Below are 20,890 nucleotides of genomic sequence, written 5' to 3' on the forward strand. Positions count from 1 at the left end.
GTGAGGGTATGTTCGCACTGTCACCCCAAACCTCTTCCTCTGGAAGATGAAATCTTAAAATCACCGCACGTTTCAGGAACCATCGCTCATGACACAGACTTTAAGCCAGCTTGAAAACCGTGGCGCGTTTATTGAACGTCACATCGGGCCGGATGCCCAGCAACAGCAAGAGATGCTCAAAACGGTTGGCGCGGATTCACTCAACGCACTGATTGAACAGATCGTGCCGAAAGATATCCAGCTTGCCACGCCGCCTCAGGTAGGCGAGGCCACCACAGAATTCGCCGCGCTGGCGGAGCTGAAGGCGATTGCGGGTCGCAACAAGCGCTTTAAGTCGTATATTGGCATGGGTTACACCCCGGTGCAGCTGCCGCCGGTTATCCTGCGCAATATGCTGGAAAACCCGGGCTGGTACACCGCTTATACTCCGTATCAACCGGAAGTGTCTCAGGGCCGCCTTGAAGCGCTGCTTAACTTCCAGCAGGTCACGCTGGATCTGACCGGTCTTGATATGGCTTCCGCTTCCCTGCTGGATGAAGCGACCGCCGCCGCGGAAGCGATGGCGATGGCCAAGCGTGTGAGTAAGCTGAAAAACGCGAACCGCTTCTTTGTGGCGGCTGACGTGCATCCGCAAACGCTGGACGTCGTTCGTACTCGTGCGGAAACCTTTGGTTTTGACGTTATCGTCGATGATGCCGACAAAGCGCTGGAACACCAGGATGTTTTTGGCGTGCTGCTGCAGCAGGTGGGCACTACCGGCGAAGTGCATGATTACAGCAAACTGATTGCTGAACTGAAATCCCGCAAAGTGGTGGTGAGCGTTGCCGCCGACTTTATGGCACTGGTGCTGTTAACCGCACCGGGCAAACAGGGCGCGGACATTGTCTTCGGCTCTGCCCAACGCTTCGGCGTTCCGATGGGCTACGGTGGCCCGCACGCGGCATTCTTTGCCGCTAAAGATGAATTCAAACGCGCCATGCCGGGCCGTATTATCGGCGTATCGAAAGATGCGGCGGGCAATACCGCGCTGCGCATGGCGATGCAGACTCGCGAGCAGCACATTCGCCGCGAGAAAGCCAACTCCAACATCTGTACTTCGCAGGTGCTGCTGGCCAACATTGCCAGCCTGTACGCGGTCTTCCACGGCCCGGTTGGCCTGAAACGTATCGCGAACCGCATTCATCGCCTGACCGATATTCTGGCGACCGGCCTGCAGCAGAAAGGGCTGAAACTGCGCCATGCGCACTTCTTCGATACCCTGTGCGTGGAAGTGGCGGATAAAGCGGCGGTGCTGGCACGCGCGCAGGCTGCCGAAATTAACCTGCGTAGCGACATTATTAATGCCGTCGGCGTGACTCTGAACGAAACCACCACCCGTGAAGACGTGCTGGCGCTGTTTAACGTGATCCTCGGCGAAAACCACGGCCTGGATATCGACACGCTCGATAAAGACGTGGCGCTCGACAGCCGTTCCATTCAGAGCAGCATGCTGCGTGATGATGCGATCCTCGCGCATCCGGTCTTTAATCGCTACCACAGCGAAACCGAGATGATGCGCTATATGCACTCGCTGGAGCGTAAAGATCTGGCACTGAACCAGGCGATGATTCCGCTGGGTTCCTGCACCATGAAGCTGAACGCCGCAGCGGAGATGATCCCCATCACCTGGCCGGAATTTGCCGAACTGCACCCGTTCTGCCCGGTTGAGCAGGCCGAGGGCTATCATCAGATGATCGGTCAGCTTTCCGAGTGGCTGGTGAAACTGACCGGCTACGACGCGCTGTGCATGCAGCCGAACTCGGGCGCACAGGGCGAATACGCCGGTCTTCTGGCGATTCGTCACTATCATGAAAGCCGCAACGACGGTCATCGTGATATCTGCCTGATCCCAAGTTCTGCCCACGGTACTAACCCGGCTTCTGCACAGATGGCGGGTATGCAGGTGGTAGTGGTAGCCTGCGATAAGAACGGCAACATCGATCTGGCGGATCTGCGCGCGAAAGCGGAGCAGCACGCAGACAATCTTTCCTGCATCATGGTTACCTATCCGTCCACCCACGGCGTGTACGAAGAGACCATCCGTGAAGTGTGCGAAATCGTGCACCAGTTCGGCGGCCAGGTTTACCTCGATGGCGCGAATATGAACGCTCAGGTGGGGATTACTTCTCCGGGCTTTATCGGCGCGGACGTTTCGCACCTCAACCTGCACAAAACCTTCTGCATTCCGCACGGCGGCGGCGGCCCGGGCATGGGCCCTATCGGCGTGAAATCGCATCTGGCACCGTTCGTGCCGGGCCACAGCGTGGTGCACATTGAAGGCATGCTGACCCGTCAGGGCGCGGTGTCCGCGGCGCCGTTCGGTAGCGCGTCGATTCTGCCAATCAGCTGGATGTATATCCGCATGATGGGCGCGGAAGGTCTGAAGCAGGCAAGCCAGGTGGCGATCCTCAACGCCAACTACATTGCGACCCGCCTGAAAGACGCTTATCCGGTGCTGTATACCGGCAGCCAGGGGCACGTGGCGCATGAATGTATTCTGGATATTCGTCCGCTGAAAGAAGAGACCGGCATCAGTGAGCTGGATATTGCTAAGCGCCTGATTGATTACGGTTTCCACGCGCCAACCATGTCCTTCCCGGTGGCGGGTACCCTGATGGTTGAGCCGACGGAATCTGAAGGCAAAGCTGAACTGGACCGCTTTATCGACGCGATGCTGGCGATTCGCAGTGAAATCGACCGCGTGAAAGCGGGCGAGTGGACGCTGGAAGATAACCCGCTGGTGAACTCTCCGCACACCCAGAATGAGCTGGTGGCCGAGTGGAATCACGGCTATAGCCGCGAGCTGGCCGTCTTCCCGGCGGGCATGGCGAACAAATACTGGCCGACCGTAAAACGTCTCGATGACGTGTACGGCGACCGTAACCTGTTCTGCTCCTGCGTACCGATGAGCGAATACCAGTAATCAACTGATTGCACTATCTTTTAAAGGCGCTACGGCGCCTTTATTTTTTGGGAGAAATGCATGGCTCTTGCATTAGTGACCGGCGCCAGCCGGGGAATTGGCCGGGCTACCGCGCTACAGCTGGCACAGGAAGGGTATACGGTGGCGGTGAATTACCACCAGAACGCGCAGGCGGCGGGAGAGGTCGTCAATGCCATTACAGCGGCAGGCGGTAACGCCTTTGCGGTGCAGGCGGATATTGGCGATGAAGCACAGGTGGAAGCGATGTTTGCCCTGCTCGACAAGCAACCGGAACCGTTGATGGCGTTGGTAAATAATGCCGGAGTGTTGTTCACCCAAAGCCGCGTAGAGGCGTTAACCGCAGAGCGGATTAATCGAGTGTTAACTACCAACGTGACCGGCTATTTCCTGTGCTGTCGGGAAGCGGTAAAGCGCATGGCGATACCGCACGGCGGGAAGGGCGGAGCGATTGTCAACGTCTCTTCGGCTGCCGCGCGGCTTGGATCGCCGGGCGAGTACGTCGACTATGCCGCGTCGAAAGGAGCGATTGATACGCTAACCACCGGGCTGTCGATTGAAGTGGCGGCGCAGGGGATCCGCGTGAACGGCGTCAGGCCGGGCTTTATCTATACCGAAATGCATGCCGACGGCGGAGAGCCGGGGCGCGTTGACCGGGTAAAATCCGTTCTGCCGATGCAGCGCGGCGGGCAGCCGGAAGAGGTGGCGCAGGCGATTGTCTGGTTGCTGAGCGACAAGGCGTCTTACGTGACAGGAAGTTTTATTGAGCTGGCGGGCGGGAAGTAGTGCGGTTTGCTCCCTTCACCCCGGCCCTCTCCCCATGGGGAGAGGGTTAGGGTGAGGGGAAAACCGCTTACAGATTCTCGCCGTTGCTGGCAATCACCGCTTTATACCACTCAAAACTCTTCTTACGTGAACGCGACATATCGCCCGTACCATCGTCGTGCTTGTTCACATAGATGAAGCCATAGCGCTTGCTGTACTGCCCGGTGGTGAACGACACGCAGTCGATGCAGCCCCATGGCGTGTAGCCCATCAGGTCGACGCCGTCATAGGTTACCGCTTTCATCATCTCTTCAACGTGCGCGCGCAGATAATCGATACGGTAGTCATCATTGATACTGCCGTCTTCTTCCACTTTATCATAGGCGCCGAAGCCGTTTTCCACGATAAACAGCGGCTTCTGATAACGCTCGTACAGCTCGCACAGTGAATAGCGCAAGCCGACCGGGTCAATCTGCCAGCCCCAGTCGGAGGCTTTTACGTGCGGGTTCGGCACGCTGCCTTCAAAGCCGGAAATGGCATCGCCGCTGCCGCCTTCTGCCTTCACGGCGTTGGTCATGTAGTAGCTAAAGCCGAGGTAGTCGCAGGTGCCTTCACGCAGAATGGCCTCATCGCCGGCTTCCATCTTGATGTTGAAGCCACGGCGTTCCCATTCGTTGAGCACGTAGCTCGGGTAGTAGCCGCGCAGCTGCACGTCGGTAAACACATAGCGTTCACGCATCGATTCCTGGGCGAACATCACATCTTCCGGCTTGCAGGAGAATGGATAGAGCGCCACCATCGCCAGCATGCAGCCGACTTTCATCTCCGGGTTGATGCGACGCGCGACTTTCACGGCGAGGGCGCTGGCCACGAACTGATGGTGCAGCACCTGGTACATGGTCTCTTCTGGGTTTTCATGTTCGGTGTAGACCACGCCGGAGCAGCAGTAGCCGAACAGCGGCGCGCGCCAGTTGCGCTGGTTGTTAATTTCATTGAAGGTCATCCAGTATTTGACCTTGCTCTTGTAGCGTTCAAACACCACTTCCGAGAAACGCACAAAGAAATCAACAACTTTACGGTTAGTCCAGCCGCCGTACTGCTGCACCAGGTGCAGCGGCATTTCAAAGTGGGAGAGGGTAATCACCGGCTCAATGTTGTATTTGAGCAGCTCATCGAACATATCGTCGTAGAATTTCAGCCCTTCTTCGTTGGGCTGGCTTTCATCGCCGTTCGGGAAGATACGGGTCCACGCAATCGACGTGCGGAAGCATTTGAAGCCCATCTCGGCGAACAGTTTGATGTCTTCTTTATAGTGGCCGTGGAAGTCGATGGCTTCGTGGTTGGGATAGTATTTACCCGGCACTACTTCCTGAGTAATTTCGCGTGGTACGCCGTGCGCGCCACCGGTGAGGACGTCACAGATGCTGGGGCCTTTGCCGCCTTTATTCCAGCCGCCTTCAACCTGGTGCGCGGCAACTGCGCCACCCCATAAAAAATCTTTCGGTAAGGTCAGTTTTTTCATCTTTGCTATGGCTCATCGATTAGGCTTAATAAATCTGAGTCTAACAAAGGAATATTAAATGTCACGATATAACAAATTACCCCACAGGGCATATGTTACATCGAAAAAACACCCTGTATTTTTATGCTAATTTCTTCGCCAGTTTGCGGCCTAAGGATTCCAGAATATAGATAACCGGAATCTGCGTCGTAATATCGTAAACGCCTGCAATACGCGTTTGTGATACGTGCCAGGAGAGATTGAAATCCGCCAGCTTCGCCAGGCGCGAGTGTTCATGGCTGGTGATCGACATGACTTTGCAGTGGTGCAGACTAAACTGGCTGGCGAAACGCAGGATCTCTTCGGTTTCGCCAGAGACGGAGAGAACGATCGCCAGCGCATTTTTGGCCATATCATTGGTGACCGGAAAATAAGGATCATCGATATGGTTGCTGAATTTCCCAATATTAGAAAAGAACCTGGCGCCATATTTTGCTAATGACCCCGAAGTTCCCGCACCGACAAAAATAATACGCTCAGAGGCGAGAATAACGTCGACTGCGCGGTCGAGCAGTTTATCAAACTCATCATTATTGACGCTTTTGAAAAAGCTGATAATTTCACTGGCGCCGAAATTAGTCTGCTGCGGTTCTTCCTGCTCCAGATATAATTTGAAGCGAACGCGAAACTCCGAGTAGCCATCGCAGTTGAGCTTGCGGCAGAAGCGCATCACCGTGGTGGTGGAGACGCCCGCCGCGTCGGCCAGTTCACGAATGGTCATGTACATTACCGTGTCGCGATTTTTGATGACATAGTGATAGACCATCATCTCAAGATTATTGAGGCTGGCGATAGCGGCGTGGGAGAACATGCTCACGGTGGTGGATACTCGTTAATTTGAAAACCTAAAGGGAATAATACCATGCAGCCTAACGACATCACTTTTTTTCAGCGCTTTCAGGATGACATTGTTGCCGGTCGCAAGACTATTACGCTGCGTGATGCGGCAGAATCCCATTTCAAAACCGGCGATATTTTACGTGTCGGGCGCTATGAAGATGACGGGTACTTCTGCACGATTGAAGTCCTTGCCACCTCAACCGTAACCCTGGATACCCTCACCGAACGTCACGCTGAACAGGAAAACATGACGCTTCCGCAGCTTAAACAGGTGATTACCGATATCTACCCTGGTGAGAGCACCTTTTATGTTATTGAATTTAAATGCATTAAATAAAATTGCGTACACCTGTTAGTTGAATGAGCTTGTTAACTTATTGATTATTCTTATTTTACAAAAAATCATCTTTTTATTTTAGCTTACATGTGTTCACTGGAACCATTCTCAGTTACGCTAGTGCCGTTGCTTGATTTGTCGTTCGCCCGGAGCGCGTAATGGATAAGAAACCACTCATTCATCAGGGATACTCTCTGGCAGAGGAAGTTGCCAATAGCATTAGTCACGGTGTCGGTTTTGTGCTCGGCATCGTCGGGCTAGTTTTGTTGCTGGTGCAGGCCGTTGACGCTAACGCCAGCGCGACTGCTATCACCAGCTATAGCCTGTATGGCGGCAGCATGATCCTGCTGTTTCTCGCCTCGACGCTGTACCACGCCATTCCTTCGCAGCGGGCCAAAGTCTGGCTGAAGAAATTCGACCACTGCGCCATCTACCTGCTGATTGCCGGTACCTACACGCCGTTTCTGCTGGTGGGTCTTGACTCTCCGCTCGCCCGCGGGTTGATGATTGTTATCTGGAGCCTGGCGCTGCTGGGGATCCTGTTTAAGTTAACCATCGCGCATCGCTTTAAGGTGCTGTCGCTGGTGACCTATCTGACGATGGGCTGGCTATCGCTGATTGTGGTGTATCAGTTGGCGGTGAAGCTGGCGATTGGCGGCGTGACGCTGCTGGCGGTCGGCGGGGTGGTGTATTCGCTGGGGGTTATTTTCTACGTCTGTAAGCGGATCCCTTACAACCACGCTATCTGGCACGCGTTTGTGCTGGGCGGCAGCGCTTGTCATTTTCTGGCGATTTATCTGTACGTGGGGCAGGTGGCGTAACCATTCTGTGGCCCAGTCTCCAATCCCGGCGTAAACGCCGGGATTGCACAAAACAACTTACTCTTCGTCTAACGAATACGGCAGCGGCTTGATGCTTAAGGTGTTGGCATCGTCGCGCACGCGGAATACGCTGTCGGCTTCCATATCGTTGTTCATCACAACCTGCACCAGCAGTTGACCGTCATCGAGCTGTACTGCGGCCAATACGGTGCCGGTACGACGCCAGTTGTCGCCCATTTGCAGCTCTAAATCTTCACCGGCTTGTGGTACGCGGCTGGCTTTGCCTGCCAGCGTCCACAGCGCGCGCTTGTTGGCGCCGCGGAATTTTGCGCGTGCCACCATCTCCTGACCGGTGTAGCAGCCTTTCTTAAAGCTGATGCCGTCCAGCGCCTGTAGGTTGGTGGCCTGCGGGATAAACTGCGCGCTGTTGACTTCATCAATCACCGGCAGGCCCGCTTCGATGTTCAGCGCCAGCCACTGCTGGCTGTTGTTAAGTTGCGCTTCGCCGCGTAATGCCTCGGTGACGCGTTCGGCGGTTGCTTCGTCGGTTACCAGCAGGAAACGTTCTTCCGGATGAGCAAACCACAGCAGAGACGTTTCACCTTCCTGCAGGCAAGGTTTCTCGGCCCCCGGCAGCTCGGTAAAGAGATTCGCCAGCGCGGCGCGAGCCTGGAATCCGGCAACGCCCAGCAACACCAGTGAATCATCAGCGGCGATGGTAACCTTCGAGAATACGGCGTATTTCTTCAACTGGGTCAGCTGCGCTTCACGCACGCTGCGACGCTCAATCCACGCGAAACCGTCCTGGCGACGGAACAGACGCAGGTTGCTCCACATTTTACCCTTGGCATCGCAGTGAGCGACCAGAAGATGTTGATGCTCATCAAGCTGCGCCACATCTGCGGTCACCTGGCCCTGCAGGTACTTTTCACTGTCGGCACCGGAAATGGTCGCCAGCGCCCAATCATCAAGCGTCATTAACGTCAGCGGTAAACGCGCGGAGGCGGAGGGCTGACGCGGAGGAAAAGGAGTAAAAGCCATATTGATATCCTGAATTGAGTAACGCGCTTATTTGTTCATGGTAAAAGAGATGCCCGCCATTGCAAGCGCTTTCGATGGCCGTTTTGTGCCGTTCGCGCGTTCTGCGAAGCGGCTCGTAATCAGATGAATACCCTTCATTTTGTATGGCTTTTTTTGGAATATGACGCGTGCAACGTGATATTCCAGTAAAGTAACTGCAAAAAACACGTTAAACTAGTAGCAACGTAATGCTGGAAGGAAATTATGGACATCAATAATAAAGCCCGTATCCATTGGGCATGCCGCCGCGGTATGCGCGAACTCGACATCTCCATCATGCCGTTCTTTGAATATGAGTACGACACGCTGAGCGATGAAGACAAGGCCCTCTTTATTCGTCTGCTGGAGTGTGACGATCCGGACCTTTTCAACTGGTTGATGAATCACGGCGAACCGGCCGATGCTAGCCTTCAGCGCATGGTGCAACTTATTCAGACACGGAATCGGGAACGTGGTCCTGTGGCAATCTGATTTACGCGTCTCCTGGCGCTCACAGTGGCTTTCTCTCCTGCTCCACGGGCTGGTGGCAGCGTTTGTGCTGCTGATGCCGTGGCCGCTGAGCTACACTCCGCTCTGGCTGATTTTATTGTCGCTGGTGGTGTTTGACTGCGTGCGCAGCCAACGACGTATTCACTCGCACCAGGGGGAAATTAAGCTGCTGATGGATTCCCGGTTGCGCTGGCGTAATCAGGAGTGGGAAATTCTGGGGGCACCGTGGATGCTGAACTCGGGCATGATGCTGCGGATTCGCCGTCCGGGCGGTCGTCGCCAACATCTCTGGCTGGCAGCGGATAGCATGAACCCGGAAGAGTGGCGCGATCTGCGGCGGATTCTCCTGCAGCAGCCCGCGCCCACTAAGCATTAAGAGAACTGTTCGGCCATTTCGCCGAGAATCTGTTCGCACCAGCTCTGAATGCGTTCGTCGCTGAGGTCATACTGATTGGTTTCGTCCAGCGCGAGGCCAACAAACAGCTGTCCATCGGCGATGACGGGTTTCGGGCTGGTGAACTCATAGCCTTCAGTCGGCCAGTAGCCGACAAATTTCACGCCTTTGGTCGCCAGTTTGTCGTGCAACATGCCGAGCGCATCGAGGAACCACTCGCCGTAGCCGAGCTGGTCGCCCATGCCGTACAGCGCGACGATTTTACCTTCGAGGTTCAACGTATCCAGTTGTTCCCAGACCGCTTCCCAATCTTCCTGAATCTCACCGAAATCCCAGGTTGGAATCCCCAGAATGAGCACGTCGTATTGCTCCATTAAGGCCGGGGAATCATCTTTCAGGTTATGTAATGTGATCAGTTCCGGGCCGATAATGTCGCGAATTTTCTCCGCTGCCATCTCGGTGTAGCAGGTGCTGGAACCGTAAAAAAGGCCGATATTCATGACGTACTGCTCTCGATTCTTGCGATGACGATGCGGCTAGTGTACCAGAAAGGGGCCTGATTCAGGCATAATGGTGCTGATTTAACACGCAGAGGGCTCGAAGTGGAAAAGGATCTTGCGCGAATTGAACAGTTTCTTGATGCGCTGTGGCTGGAGCGTAATCTGGCGGAAAATACCCTCAGCGCCTATCGTCGGGATCTGACCATGGTGGTCGAATGGCTGGCGCATCGAAACCTGACGCTGGAAAGCGTTCAGAGCGACGATCTGCAAAACTTACTCGCCGAGCGTCAGCAGGGCGGCTATAAGGCGACCAGTTCTGCACGCCTGCTGAGCGCCATGCGGCGCTTTTTCCAGCATCTGTACCGCGAAAAAATACGTCAGGACGATCCCAGCGCGCTGCTGGCTTCGCCGAAACTGCCGCAGCGGCTGCCGAAAGATCTCAGCGAAGCACAGGTTGAACGCCTGTTGCAGGCGCCGCTGGTGGATCAGCCGCTGGAGCTGCGCGATAAAGCTATGCTTGAGGTACTCTACGCGACCGGACTGCGCGTGTCGGAACTGGTCGGCCTGACGATGAGCGACATCAGCCTGCGTCAGGGCGTGGTGCGGGTGATCGGTAAGGGTAATAAAGAACGCCTGGTGCCGCTGGGCGAAGAGGCGGTCTACTGGGTGGAAAACTGGCTGGAACATGGCCGCCCGTGGCTGCTGAACGGTGTGGCGATTGATGTGCTGTTCCCCAGCCAGCGCGCGCAGCAGATGACCCGACAGACCTTCTGGCACCGTATTAAACATTATGCCCAGCTAGCGGGAATCGACAGCGAAAAGCTGTCGCCGCACGTATTACGACACGCGTTTGCCACCCATCTGCTCAACCACGGCGCAGACCTGCGCGTGGTGCAAATGCTGCTGGGGCACAGCGATTTGTCGACGACCCAAATTTATACGCACGTTGCGACCGAGCGGCTGCGACAACTTCACCAACAGCATCATCCACGCGCATGATGTTGATTTAAAAGGACTGATTATGAAAAAAGGTTTAATGATGTTTACTCTGCTGGCCGCCGCGTTCTCCGGCCTGGCGCACGCAGACGATGCCGCGATCAAGCAGTCGCTCGCTAAACTTGGCGTACAGAGCACTGACATTCAGCCCGCCCCGGTCGCCGGTATGAAGACCGTGCTGACCAACAGCGGTGTGCTGTACGTCACCGACGACGGCAAGCACATCATCCAGGGGCCGATGTACGATGTTAGCGGCGCGCAGCCGGTTAACGTGACCAACGCGCTGCTGATGACCCACCTGAAGGCGCTGGAAAAAGAGATGATCGTTTACAAAGCGCCGCAGGAAAAACACGTTATTACCGTCTTTACCGACATCACCTGCGGCTACTGCCACAAGCTGCATGAAGAGATGAAAGACTACAATGCACTGGGCATCACCGTGCGCTACCTGGCCTTCCCGCGTCAGGGCGTGCAAAGCCAGGCCGAGCAGGATATGAAATCTATCTGGTGCGCGAAAGACCGCAATAAAGCGTTCGACGACGCGATGAACGGCAAGGGCGTGCAGGCGGCAACCTGCGATATCGACATCGCGAACCACTATGCGCTGGGCGTGCAGTTTGGCGTCACCGGCACGCCGGCTATCGTGCTGAGCGATGGCTTTATGGTGCCGGGCTATCAGGGCCCGAAAGAGATGAAAGCGTTCCTCGACGAACATCAGAAACAGACCAGCGGTAAATAATTCGCGTGAAACAACAGACACAACTTCGCCGCCGAGAGGTGGATGAATCCATCACCTTGCCCGCAGAGCTTTCGCCGCTGCTGCGTCGCCTGTACGCCAGCCGTGGCGTGAAGTCGCCGGACGATCTTGAACGCGGCCTGAAAGGTATGCTGCACTGGCGTACCTTGACCGGCGTCGAGAAAGCCGTCGAGATGCTGCACGATGCCTTTGAGAATAACCTGCGCATTATGGTGGTGGGCGACTTCGACGCCGATGGTGCAACCAGCACCGCGCTGAGCGTACTGTCGCTGCGGGCGATGGGCTGTCGCAGCGTGGAATATCTGGTGCCGAACCGTTTTGAAGATGGTTACGGCTTAAGTCCGGAAGTGGTCGATCAGGCTCACGCGCGCGGCGCACAACTGATCATGACGGTGGACAATGGGATCTCGTCCCATGCCGGTGTCGATCACGCGCACAGTCTCGGGATCCGCGTGCTGGTGACCGATCACCACCTGCCGGGCGAAACGTTGCCCAACGCCGATGCGATGGTGAACCCGAATCTCGTGGATTGCCCCTTCCCGTCGAAGTCGCTGGCGGGCGTCGGCGTGGCATTCTATCTGATGCTGGTGCTGTGTAACCATCTGAAAGAGAAAGGTTGGTTTGAGTCTCGCGGCATTGCGGCGCCGAAGATTGTCGAATTCCTCGATCTGGTGGCGCTGGGCACCGTGGCCGACGTGGTGCCGCTGGACGTTAACAACCGTATTTTGACCTTCCAGGGGCTGAGCCGCATTCGTGCGGGCGTCTGCCGTCCTGGCATCAAGGCGTTGCTGGAGATTGCCAACCGTGACGCCGCGAAGCTGGTAGCCAGCGATCTGGGCTTTGCGCTCGGGCCGCGTCTGAACGCCGCCGGGCGGCTGGACGACATGTCCGTCGGCGTGGCGCTGCTGTTGTGCGACAACCTCGGTGAAGCGCGCGTGCTGGCAAATGAACTGGACGCGTTAAACCAAACCCGTAAAGAAATCGAGCAGGGGATGCAGGCGGAAGCGCTGACGCTGTGCGAGCAGCTTGAGCGCAGCCGCGCGGAGCTGCCCGGCGGGCTGGCGATGTATCATCCGGAGTGGCATCAGGGCGTGGTGGGTATTCTCGCTTCGCGCATCAAAGAGCGCTTCCACCGCCCGGTGATTGCTTTTGCCCCCGCGGGGAACGGCCAACTGAAAGGTTCCGGGCGTTCTATTCAGGGGCTGCATATGCGCGATGCGCTGGAGCGTCTGGACACGCTGCATCCGGGGTTAATGCTGAAGTTTGGCGGCCACGCGATGGCGGCGGGGCTTTCGCTGGAAGAAGAGCGCTTTGAAGAGTTCCAGCGCCACTTTGGCGAGCTGGTGACCGAATGGCTGGACCCGGCGCTGCTGCAAGGGGAGATCCTTTCCGACGGTGAGCTAGGCCCGCAGGAGATGACGCTGGAAATGGCGCAGATGCTGCGTGACGCAGGCCCATGGGGGCAGATGTTCCCGGAACCGTTGTTTGACGGGCGTTTTCGCCTGTTGCAGCAGCGGCTGGTGGGCGAACGTCACCTGAAAGTGATGGTTGAACCGGTTGGCGGCGGCCCGCTGCTGGACGGCATCGCTTTCAATGTTGACACCACCGCCTGGCCGGATAACGGCGTGCGCGAAGTGACTCTGGCCTACCGGCTGGACATTAACGAGTTTCGCGGCAACCGGAGCTTACAGTTGATCATCGAGCATCTGTGGCCGATTTAGCATCTCTTACACTGTAAATAAGGGCGGGAATCCGCTAAGATTCCGCTCTTATAACTGCATTTTTCTCGTCCATTAAAAGAAAATAGACCATGTTTGAAATAAACCCGGTAAATAATCGCATTCAGGACCTCACGGAGCGTTCCGACGTTCTTAGGGGGTATCTTTGACTATGATGCTAAGAAAGAGCGTCTGGAAGAAGTAAACGCCGAGCTGGAACAGCCGGATGTCTGGAACGAACCCGAACGCGCGCAGGCGCTGGGCAAAGAGCGTTCTTCCCTTGAAGCGATCGTCGATACCCTCGACCAAATGGCCCAGGGCCTGGAAGATGTCTCCGGCCTGCTGGAACTGGCTGTAGAAGCCGACGACGAAGACACCTTCAACGAAGCCGTTGCCGAGCTGGACACGCTGGAAGAGAAGCTGGCGCAGCTCGAGTTCCGTCGTATGTTCTCCGGCGAGTATGACAACGCCGATTGCTACCTTGATATCCAGGCCGGTTCCGGCGGTACTGAAGCGCAGGACTGGGCAAGCATGCTCGAGCGTATGTATCTGCGTTGGGCAGAAGCGCGCGGCTTTAAAACTGAAATCATCGAAGAGTCCGAAGGGGAAGTGGCCGGGATTAAATCCGTGACCATTAAAATCTCCGGCGATTACGCCTACGGCTGGCTGCGTACCGAAACCGGCGTTCACCGCCTGGTGCGTAAGAGCCCGTTCGACTCCGGCGGCCGTCGCCACACCTCCTTTAGCTCCGCGTTCGTGTACCCGGAAGTGGATGACGATATCGATATCGACATCAACCCGGCAGATCTGCGTATCGACGTTTACCGTGCCTCCGGCGCGGGCGGCCAGCACGTTAACCGTACGGAATCGGCGGTGCGTATCACCCACATCCCGACCGGGATTGTGACGCAGTGCCAGAACGACCGTTCCCAGCACAAGAACAAAGACCAGGCCATGAAGCAGATGAAAGCGAAGCTTTATGAACTGGAAATGCAGAAAAAGAACGCGGAAAAACAGGCGATGGAAGACAACAAGTCTGATATCGGCTGGGGTAGTCAGATTCGTTCGTATGTCCTGGACGATTCCCGTATTAAAGACCTGCGCACTGGGGTGGAAACCCGCAATACGCAGGCGGTACTGGACGGAAGTCTGGATCAATTTATCGAAGCAAGTTTGAAAGCAGGGCTATGAGGAACCAACATGTCTGAACAAAACGCACAAGGCGCTGACGAGGTAGTCGATCTTAACAATGAAATGAAGGCACGCCGCGAGAAGCTGGCTGCACTGCGTGAGCAGGGCATCCCGTTCCCGAACGATTTCCGTCGCGACAGCACCTCAGACCTTCTGCATGCGAAATATGATGATAAGGAAGGCGAAGAACTCGAAGCGCTGAATATCGAGGTCTCCGTTGCGGGCCGTATGATGACCCGCCGTATTATGGGTAAAGCGTCCTTCGTTACGCTGCAGGACGTTGGCGGCCGTATTCAGCTGTACGTCGCGCGTGACGATCTGCCGGAAGGCATCTACAACGAGCAGTTCAAGAAATGGGACCTCGGCGATATTCTGGGCGCGAAAGGTAAGCTGTTCAAAACCAAAACCGGTGAGCTGTCTATCCACTGCACCGAACTGCGTCTGCTGACCAAAGCACTGCGTCCGCTGCCGGACAAATTCCACGGCCTGCAGGATCAGGAAGCGCGCTACCGTCAGCGTTACCTGGATCTCATCTCTAACGATGAATCCCGCAAGACTTTCAAAGTGCGTTCTCAGATTCTGGCGGGTATCCGTCAGTTCATGGTGGGCCGCGGCTTTATGGAAGTGGAAACACCGATGATGCAGGTGATCCCAGGCGGCGCGTCCGCTCGTCCGTTCATCACCCATCACAACGCGCTGGATCTGGACATGTACCTGCGTATCGCGCCGGAACTGTACCTGAAACGTCTGGTGGTTGGCGGCTTCGAGCGTGTGTTCGAAATCAACCGTAACTTCCGTAACGAAGGTATCTCCGTTCGCCACAACCCTGAGTTCACCATGATGGAACTCTACATGGCGTACGCAGACTACAAAGATCTGATCGAGCTGACCGAATCCCTGTTCCGTACCCTGGCGCAGGATATTCTGGGCCACACCGCGGTGCCTTACGGCGACCAGACTTTCGACTTCGGCAAGCCGTTCGAAAAACTGACCATGCGTGAAGCTATCAAGAAATACCGTCCGGAAACTGACATGGCGGATCTGGATAACTTCGACTCCGCGAAGGCCATTGCTGAAAGCATCGGTATTCACGTTGAGAAGAGCTGGGGTCTGGGCCGTATCGTGACCGAGATCTTCGAAGAAGTGGCGGAAGCGCACCTGATTCAGCCGACCTTCATCACCGAGTACCCGGCCGAGGTTTCTCCGCTGGCGCGCCGCAACGACGTGAACCCGGAAATCACTGACCGCTTTGAATTCTTCATCGGCGGCCGCGAAATCGGTAACGGTTTCAGCGAGCTGAACGACGCAGAAGATCAGGCGCAGCGCTTCCAGGATCAGGTTAACGCTAAAGAAGCGGGCGATGACGAAGCGATGTTCTACGACGAAGACTACGTTACCGCGCTGGAACACGGTCTGCCGCCGACTGCGGGTCTGGGTATTGGTATCGACCGTATGGTCATGCTGTTCACCAACAGCCACACCATCCGCGACGTGATTCTGTTCCCGGCGATGCGTCCGGTGAAATAATCGCGAAAGCGAAAGGTAAAAAACCCGGCCATGGCCGGGTTTTTTTATGTCTGCGATTGGGGCTAGATGTGGGCGAAATCGATCAACGCCTGACGCGCCTTCGCGTCTGCCGCCTCCATCACCATCCACGGGCTAAACGCCCACGGCGTCAGCGCGAGCGCATGCAGCGCGTCGTCGAGTTCGCACCACTGGTACTCAATGACCTCGTCGGCATTCGGCTGTACGGCGCTGGTGATGCGAGCCGCATACACCGGACATACTTCGTTTTCGACGATACCGTTAGGCGCTACGGCGCGATAGCGGAAGTCGGGCGCGACCGGGGTAATGTGGCTGATTTCGACACCTAGCTCAAAGCGACAGCGGCGGGCAATCGCCTGTTCGAAGGTCTCGCCCTGCTGTGGATGCCCGCAGACTGAGTTAGTCCATACGCCGGGCCAGGCCACTTTACTGAGAGAGCGGCGGGTGACCAGAAACTGGCCGCGATCGTTAAATAACCAACAAGAGAAGGCGAGATGCAGCGGGGTAGAGAGAGTGTGCGCGGCATACTTATCCAGTAATCCGCACGGTTGATCGTGCTCATCGAGCAAAATGACGTGTTCCCCTGCCATGGCAACTCCTGAAAATGAAAGATGACCCGGCATAAACCCACCGGGCCATATACTCAGGCAACCAGCGTAGCCCATAAGTGGGAAAAAGGCATTACCAAAACAAGCCCTGCCTCCTTTTAGCCACCGGGATGGCTCATGTTCTCTGTGCGCCGCATTCTCATGCCAATCCACAGCCCTGATGGTTTAGCATCTCGTGCTACCCTGCTATCATAGATTCTTCGAACGCTTTTGACCTGAGGATTCGTTTTGCGAGCAGGAAGCCAAATCTCTTCCCTACGACGACTGTTAATGTGCCTGACGATTGGTCTGGCGCTGTCTGGCTGTGCGGGTAACTCATCAGAAGGCAGCTATAGCGGTTCGGTTTACACCGTTAAGCGTGGTGATACGTTGTCGCGAATTTCGCGTATGACGGGCACCAGCGTGCGAGATTTGGCGCGGATGAACGGGATTTCTCCGCCGTATACTATCGAAGTTGGACAAAAGCTGAAGGTGAGCGGCGCGTCCTCATCCAGTGCGAAAAAATCGACAACCAGCAAAACAGCAAAAGTGGTGCCGTCTTCTGCGGTACCGCAGTCATCATGGCCGCCGGTAGGGCAACGCTGCTGGCGCTGGCCCGCCAGCGGTAAAGTGGTGATGAAGTATTCAACCTCAGAGGGCGGCAACAAAGGGATCGATATCGCGGGCAGCCGTGGACAGCCGGTGTACGCAGCCGGGGCAGGTAAGGTGGTTTACGTCGGCAACCAGCTGCGCGGTTACGGTAATCTGGTGATGATTAAACATAACGAAGATTACATTACCGCTTATGCTCACAACGATAAACTGCTGGTCAACAACGGGCAGAGCGTGAAGATTGGCCAGCAGATAGCCACCATGGGCAGTTCGGATGCGGATTCGGTGCGGCTGCATTTCCAGATTCGTTACCGGGCAACGGCTATCGATCCACTGCGCTATTTACCGCCGCAGGGCAGTAAGCCGAAGTGCTAACCGGTTATTTTATCGTCACTTAGCACCCAGAGTGCTTGCCAGGCGAGGAGTAAGGTTTATAATGCTCCTCGCACACCTTTGCGGGCGTAGTTCAATGGTAGAACGAGAGCTTCCCAAGCTCTATACGAGGGTTCGATTCCCTTCGCCCGCTCCAAACTCTTCTGAAGTTCACTAAATCGCAGATTCATTCTTTGAGCCACATTTCCTTTTAAAGGTTCAAACGTTTCACCCTCTCTGTCAGCATGCTTTTCCCAGACTCTTGCTGCTGCAGACATACCTTGCCCGTTAATTGATTTGTTTGCTGATGAAATAGGACTATCTTTCGCAGTGAGGCTGGCTTTATCATTTTTAGCAATTCCACCGCCGCCTTTCAGTAACTCTCCATCGACATCCTCAATCCCGATTTTCAGCATTGGATTGATATCAAAGATGTTAATTTTGTCTTTCTTGCTCAGCCAGTTATTCTCAACAACAACTTTGTCCGTTGCGAAGTCCGGCGACGAAGAGGGGTTTTTCCTGTACTTTCAGTTAGTTAAAGCAGTTTTTCCCTGCTGTACTTCCGACGCGGCAACTTTTTTCGCTGTTAAGCGTTTTTGGCCCCGCAGACGCTAGAGTCGTCTACGACTCTGTATTTTCGCACTGCGTTAAAAATGCAACTTCATACTCACGGTAACTTATTAAAATAAAAGGAGAATCATGCAAGATGAAATCTTGCAACGGGTGTGGGGATTTTGAGGTAAGAAGCAGGCCATTGTGAAATAGCCTGCCGGGAAGGATTCAGTAATTAGTGAGTAAATTTGCGAAGCAAAAATCCCGCCAACGCTGGGCGGGATTTATTTTAATCATACCGATAATCTAAGTTAACTTTCATTTCTTCAAGGTCAACTGTAACAAGGCAACCATGCCATGCGGGACGTCCATTAGTGAGCCCATGTTCTAAATAATAATATTTTAGTTCTACTATCTTCTCAAGAAGCAGACTATCTGTTGCTGGAGTTTCAGGTAAAAACCACTTTTTTTGTCCATCTTTATTAATATAATCGTATAAAAATTTAGCGTGATCGTTTTCGTATGACAGCTCTGCATCCAAGAAAATTTTTCGAGCATCTTCAGGTGCTGATTCATACAATATTCGACCTATGTCTGAATATAACTCATCATCACGAGCAAACATTACTTGCCTCCTGGAGCATTATTAAAAATCTCTCTAATCGGACGTTCATCATTTATCTGGTAAGTGACAGTAAAACTATCGGGTCTTTTGCTACTACTACTACTACTATAAGAAGGTTCTATCTTCACATTAACCTGTTTACCGTCTTTCAAAGCACTGGCCCATGTATTTTCCATCTGTTTCCATGTACCTTTATTCAGGTTGCCATCCATAGGAACAAGATTGAGCTTTTCGCCCGGGCCATTAAAGATACTGGCAATTAAATGACCACCCTCATCACCTTCGATTCCACATTTACCTGCCTTACATTGTTGATAGGTATTTCGATCACTTTTAGGCCAAGATAACGTACTCTCAACACTAGCTGTCCGTCCTTGAGAGTCAGTCTTAAATATTTTATTGTCATCAACTTTGTAAATTGTATTTGGTTTTGGATTATTAAGCTCTTTACTCCAGCTTCCTTTACTGCCTGAAATAGCAGCAATTTCATCGCTGGCTTTATTGAGCAGCTTCGATGCTTCCGCTACATCACCTTTTTTCAGGGCTGCTTCAACCCCGTTGAGTAATGTCTTAGCCCCTTTCGCAGGCGGGAAAACCCCGATTACTGCAATCAGATAATCATACGCTGACTGCGCTTCAGCAAAACTCTTGATGTCACTGTAGACAGGGATAAAATCGCTGCCAAATTCCATAGCCCCGGCAAGAAGTTCATCCCGGTGCGCATCCATCTTCGCACCACACGCCTCACTGCTGAGTCCCGCGCAGTTCTTCGCTTTAAACTCATCAACCGCTTCTTTCAGTTGTTGCTGAGCGTCACGGTATCTGTCTTCCGGCTTTTTACCCGTTGCCAGATAATCAGCGGCCTCACTGAGCGAGTTATTCTCAACCGCATTCTTCCCGGCACTCGCCCCCGTTGCCGCCGCCGATGTACTGTCTCCGGCAATCCCCCCCGCAATTCCCGCCGATACACTCGCCAGTGAGCTGATGGTCTGCTTTTGCAACTCCGTCAGGTCTGACATTTTCACGCCAGGGTAATAAATATCCGCAATAGCGCGTGCAACCAGCTCGCCTGTTGCAGCGCCCACAGCGCCTGATGCCGCGCTGTTATCCTGCAAAGCAGCAACCACACCGCCCAGAACGGCGTGCGCCACGGCGTTGACTGCTGGATTACTCTCCGTCGTTTCCTTCACCAGACGCGCCAGTTCCGGGGCGGATGCGCCAGCCAGAGCTCCGGTCAGGTCCAAGCTGAGCGAGTTATTCTCAACAACAACTCTTTCCGACGAGGATTCAGCAGCCTATGCAGAGTTTTTCCAACACACTCAGCAGTTAGAAGTACTTTCCCCACTGTATTTTGATGGAAAGGCACCAGTGCACCGATACGTGGTTTTGCTCCCCGTTTTCCATTTTCCCGGTGCTATTAAAGAGCATGCCTCCGCATAACCACTTGTTATCCCATCAGCCCTGGCTTGCGCCTGAACGGCAACTGGCAGGAAGAGGCGGGATTCAGCACCGACACGCCGATTATTGTCAGCGTGGAACAGGGACGGCTGGTGATCGAGCCGGTTGAGGGCTGACGGCTAAAAATAAGATCCCGGCGCAATGGCCGGGATCATTTTACTATTCTATCTTTTTAGCTTTGGAAGGATGTACTCTTTTAATGAGCTCAAGATATTATCAATTTCAACATTGGGAATAACAACACTTTCAGCCAAGACATCATCAATTTCTTCCCATTCATTTTTACCAGTCGCTAAATTTTCAACAAGCTGCTCTGTTTTTGCACCTAGAATTTTTATATCAATGCCATTGGATACTGCAAATAGCTGCATACCAGATGCATTAACATTTGGTATGTTAATGCAGAAATTAAATTTTTGATCTGGATATTCATCTTCACTTGATGATTCTGGATATGCCAAAGACATCAATGAGGAAAATGCCACATCCGCTTTTAGATTGAAGATGTCTTCATTGACCGGAAATGATACCAACGGGCTAGACTCATCAATAATCTCAAAAACATCAACCGATAACGTAGACGTCCTGATGTCATCTGGGAACATTTTTCCTTTTATAAAAATATATACAAAGCCGTTTAAAAATGACTCACTCCATTCAGGTACAGGATCAACCCAAATGGCAAAACGATATGGATCTCCAAAAATCAT

Annotated in this window: 21 protein-coding genes and 1 tRNA gene; 14 read left to right on the forward strand and 8 right to left on the reverse strand. The window is 54.2% G+C overall.

Going from position 1 to position 20,890, the window contains the following annotated elements:
• The first annotated feature begins 88 nt into the window (after positions 1-88).
• Both gcvP and K7B04_RS09255 read left to right on the forward strand, forming a co-directional pair.
• Positions 89-2,962, forward strand: coding sequence for an aminomethyl-transferring glycine dehydrogenase (gcvP, locus tag K7B04_RS09250; RefSeq protein ID WP_163446054.1), 2,874 nt, complete (start codon positions 89-91; stop codon positions 2,960-2,962).
• A gap of 60 nt (positions 2,963-3,022) precedes the next feature.
• Complete coding sequence (locus K7B04_RS09255) at positions 3,023-3,766, forward strand: SDR family oxidoreductase (RefSeq protein WP_163446055.1); 744 nt, start codon at positions 3,023-3,025, stop codon at positions 3,764-3,766.
• 67 nt (positions 3,767-3,833) lie between these two features.
• On the opposite strand, the gene bglA is transcribed toward K7B04_RS09255, so the two are convergent.
• Positions 3,834-5,267 (reverse strand): 6-phospho-beta-glucosidase BglA, encoded by a 1,434-nt coding sequence (gene bglA, locus K7B04_RS09260; RefSeq protein WP_223803876.1) that lies wholly within the window; start codon positions 5,265-5,267, stop codon positions 3,834-3,836.
• 121 nt (positions 5,268-5,388) lie between these two features.
• Positions 5,389-6,117, reverse strand: coding sequence for a MurR/RpiR family transcriptional regulator (locus tag K7B04_RS09265; RefSeq protein ID WP_065355987.1), 729 nt, complete (start codon positions 6,115-6,117; stop codon positions 5,389-5,391).
• A gap of 51 nt (positions 6,118-6,168) precedes the next feature.
• Here K7B04_RS09265 and yqfB point away from each other — a divergent pair, with 51 nt between their 5' ends.
• Positions 6,169-6,483 (forward strand): N(4)-acetylcytidine aminohydrolase, encoded by a 315-nt coding sequence (gene yqfB, locus K7B04_RS09270; RefSeq protein ID WP_065355986.1) that lies wholly within the window; start codon positions 6,169-6,171, stop codon positions 6,481-6,483.
• Positions 6,484-6,641: 158 nt separating this feature from the next.
• Positions 6,642-7,304 carry a hemolysin III family protein gene (locus K7B04_RS09275; RefSeq protein ID WP_223803877.1) on the forward strand — a complete coding sequence of 221 codons (663 nt, stop codon included), beginning with the start codon at positions 6,642-6,644 and terminating at the stop codon, positions 7,302-7,304.
• A 57-nt stretch (positions 7,305-7,361) separates the two neighbouring features.
• Here K7B04_RS09275 and ygfZ read toward each other — a convergent pair whose 3' ends face one another.
• The gene (gene ygfZ / locus K7B04_RS09280) at positions 7,362-8,345 is read right to left on the reverse strand and encodes a tRNA-modifying protein YgfZ (protein ID WP_223803878.1); all 984 of its coding nucleotides are present in this window, start codon (positions 8,343-8,345) and stop codon (positions 7,362-7,364) included.
• 243 nt (positions 8,346-8,588) lie between these two features.
• On the opposite strand from ygfZ, the gene sdhE reads away from it, so the two are divergent.
• Together sdhE and K7B04_RS09290 are read left to right on the forward strand one after the other, a co-directional pair.
• Positions 8,589-8,855 (forward strand): FAD assembly factor SdhE, encoded by a 267-nt coding sequence (gene sdhE, locus K7B04_RS09285; protein ID WP_064542776.1) that lies wholly within the window; start codon positions 8,589-8,591, stop codon positions 8,853-8,855.
• Positions 8,836-9,249 (forward strand): protein YgfX, encoded by a 414-nt coding sequence (locus tag K7B04_RS09290; protein WP_065355982.1) that lies wholly within the window; start codon positions 8,836-8,838, stop codon positions 9,247-9,249. The genes sdhE and K7B04_RS09290 overlap by 20 nt, the downstream gene beginning before the upstream one ends.
• On the opposite strand, the gene fldB is transcribed toward K7B04_RS09290, so the two are convergent.
• Positions 9,246-9,767: a flavodoxin FldB gene (fldB, locus tag K7B04_RS09295; RefSeq protein WP_064542782.1), complete on the reverse strand. Its 522-nt coding sequence runs from the start codon at positions 9,765-9,767 to the stop codon at positions 9,246-9,248. The two genes, K7B04_RS09290 and fldB, sit on opposite strands and share 4 nt — an antisense overlap.
• A gap of 102 nt (positions 9,768-9,869) precedes the next feature.
• Between fldB and xerD the strand changes: the two genes are divergently transcribed.
• The 5 genes from xerD (at position 9,870) to lysS (ending at position 15,956) form a co-directional block, all read left to right on the forward strand.
• Positions 9,870-10,766 carry a site-specific tyrosine recombinase XerD gene (xerD, locus tag K7B04_RS09300; RefSeq protein ID WP_064542785.1) on the forward strand — a complete coding sequence of 299 codons (897 nt, stop codon included), beginning with the start codon at positions 9,870-9,872 and terminating at the stop codon, positions 10,764-10,766.
• A gap of 22 nt (positions 10,767-10,788) precedes the next feature.
• Complete coding sequence (dsbC, locus tag K7B04_RS09305) at positions 10,789-11,502, forward strand: bifunctional protein-disulfide isomerase/oxidoreductase DsbC (RefSeq protein ID WP_065355981.1); 714 nt, start codon at positions 10,789-10,791, stop codon at positions 11,500-11,502.
• Between the two features lie 5 nt (positions 11,503-11,507).
• A complete protein-coding gene (gene recJ / locus K7B04_RS09310) occupies positions 11,508-13,241 on the forward strand; it encodes a single-stranded-DNA-specific exonuclease RecJ (RefSeq protein ID WP_223803879.1) in 1,734 nt (577 codons plus the stop codon).
• 89 nt (positions 13,242-13,330) lie between these two features.
• A protein-coding gene (prfB, locus tag K7B04_RS09315) for a peptide chain release factor 2 (protein WP_100249904.1) occupies positions 13,331-14,429 on the forward strand; the annotation gives its coding sequence in 2 pieces (ribosomal slippage) (positions 13,331-13,405 and positions 13,407-14,429; 1,098 coding nt in all).
• A gap of 9 nt (positions 14,430-14,438) precedes the next feature.
• A complete protein-coding gene (lysS, locus tag K7B04_RS09320; RefSeq protein WP_163446062.1) occupies positions 14,439-15,956 on the forward strand; it encodes a lysine--tRNA ligase in 1,518 nt (505 codons plus the stop codon).
• A gap of 62 nt (positions 15,957-16,018) precedes the next feature.
• Here the strand turns inward: lysS and idi are convergent, their stop codons facing one another.
• Positions 16,019-16,564, reverse strand: a complete 546-nt coding sequence (idi, locus tag K7B04_RS09325) for an isopentenyl-diphosphate Delta-isomerase (RefSeq protein WP_167575066.1) — start codon at positions 16,562-16,564, stop codon at positions 16,019-16,021.
• 288 nt (positions 16,565-16,852) lie between these two features.
• On the opposite strand from idi, the gene actS reads away from it, so the two are divergent.
• Positions 16,853-17,548 carry an amidase activator ActS gene (gene actS / locus K7B04_RS09330; protein WP_223803880.1) on the forward strand — a complete coding sequence of 232 codons (696 nt, stop codon included), beginning with the start codon at positions 16,853-16,855 and terminating at the stop codon, positions 17,546-17,548.
• An 80-nt stretch (positions 17,549-17,628) separates the two neighbouring features.
• Positions 17,629-17,702 (forward strand) — tRNA-Gly (locus K7B04_RS09335).
• Between the two features lie 684 nt (positions 17,703-18,386).
• Here the strand turns inward: K7B04_RS09335 and K7B04_RS09340 are convergent.
• Both K7B04_RS09340 and K7B04_RS24520 read right to left on the reverse strand, forming a co-directional pair.
• The gene (locus K7B04_RS09340) at positions 18,387-18,722 is read right to left on the reverse strand and encodes a hypothetical protein (protein ID WP_163446064.1); all 336 of its coding nucleotides are present in this window, start codon (positions 18,720-18,722) and stop codon (positions 18,387-18,389) included.
• Positions 18,722-19,912, reverse strand: coding sequence for a DNA/RNA non-specific endonuclease (locus K7B04_RS24520; RefSeq protein ID WP_275957287.1), 1,191 nt, complete (start codon positions 19,910-19,912; stop codon positions 18,722-18,724). The genes K7B04_RS09340 and K7B04_RS24520 overlap by 1 nt, the downstream gene beginning before the upstream one ends.
• Before the next feature lie 276 nt (positions 19,913-20,188).
• On the opposite strand from K7B04_RS24520, the gene K7B04_RS09355 reads away from it, so the two are divergent.
• Positions 20,189-20,296: a SymE family type I addiction module toxin gene (locus tag K7B04_RS09355; protein WP_223803881.1), complete on the forward strand. Its 108-nt coding sequence runs from the start codon at positions 20,189-20,191 to the stop codon at positions 20,294-20,296.
• Between the two features lie 48 nt (positions 20,297-20,344).
• Here the strand turns inward: K7B04_RS09355 and K7B04_RS09360 are convergent, their stop codons facing one another.
• On the reverse strand, positions 20,345-20,890 hold the full coding sequence (locus K7B04_RS09360; protein WP_223803882.1) for an immunity 42 family protein: 546 nt from the start codon (positions 20,888-20,890) through the stop codon (positions 20,345-20,347).

The sequence above is a fragment of the Kluyvera sp. CRP genome (assembly GCF_019930565.1).
Taxonomy (GTDB): domain Bacteria; phylum Pseudomonadota; class Gammaproteobacteria; order Enterobacterales; family Enterobacteriaceae; genus Kluyvera; species Kluyvera georgiana_A.

Excerpts from the sequence above, each read along its gene's own strand:
- lysS (WP_163446062.1), top strand. The coding sequence starts at position 14,439 with ATGTCTGAACAAAACGCACAAGGCGCTGACGAGGTAGTCGATCTTAAC.
- dsbC (WP_065355981.1), top strand. The coding sequence starts at position 10,789 with ATGAAAAAAGGTTTAATGATGTTTACTCTGCTGGCCGCCGCGTTCTCC.
- K7B04_RS09275 (WP_223803877.1), top strand. The coding sequence starts at position 6,642 with ATGGATAAGAAACCACTCATTCATCAGGGATACTCTCTGGCAGAGGAA.
- actS (WP_223803880.1), top strand. The coding sequence starts at position 16,853 with ATGTGCCTGACGATTGGTCTGGCGCTGTCTGGCTGTGCGGGTAACTCA.
- sdhE (WP_064542776.1), top strand. The coding sequence starts at position 8,589 with ATGGACATCAATAATAAAGCCCGTATCCATTGGGCATGCCGCCGCGGT.
- gcvP (WP_163446054.1), top strand. The coding sequence starts at position 89 with ATGACACAGACTTTAAGCCAGCTTGAAAACCGTGGCGCGTTTATTGAA.
- ygfZ (WP_223803878.1), bottom strand. The coding sequence starts at position 8,345 with ATGGCTTTTACTCCTTTTCCTCCGCGTCAGCCCTCCGCCTCCGCGCGT.
- K7B04_RS09265 (WP_065355987.1), bottom strand. The coding sequence starts at position 6,117 with ATGTTCTCCCACGCCGCTATCGCCAGCCTCAATAATCTTGAGATGATG.
- bglA (WP_223803876.1), bottom strand. The coding sequence starts at position 5,267 with ATGAAAAAACTGACCTTACCGAAAGATTTTTTATGGGGTGGCGCAGTT.
- fldB (WP_064542782.1), bottom strand. The coding sequence starts at position 9,767 with ATGAATATCGGCCTTTTTTACGGTTCCAGCACCTGCTACACCGAGATG.
- yqfB (WP_065355986.1), top strand. The coding sequence starts at position 6,169 with ATGCAGCCTAACGACATCACTTTTTTTCAGCGCTTTCAGGATGACATT.
- K7B04_RS09340 (WP_163446064.1), bottom strand. The coding sequence starts at position 18,722 with ATGTTTGCTCGTGATGATGAGTTATATTCAGACATAGGTCGAATATTG.
- K7B04_RS09255 (WP_163446055.1), top strand. The coding sequence starts at position 3,023 with ATGGCTCTTGCATTAGTGACCGGCGCCAGCCGGGGAATTGGCCGGGCT.
- idi (WP_167575066.1), bottom strand. The coding sequence starts at position 16,564 with ATGGCAGGGGAACACGTCATTTTGCTCGATGAGCACGATCAACCGTGC.
- K7B04_RS09360 (WP_223803882.1), bottom strand. The coding sequence starts at position 20,890 with ATGATTTTTGGAGATCCATATCGTTTTGCCATTTGGGTTGATCCTGTA.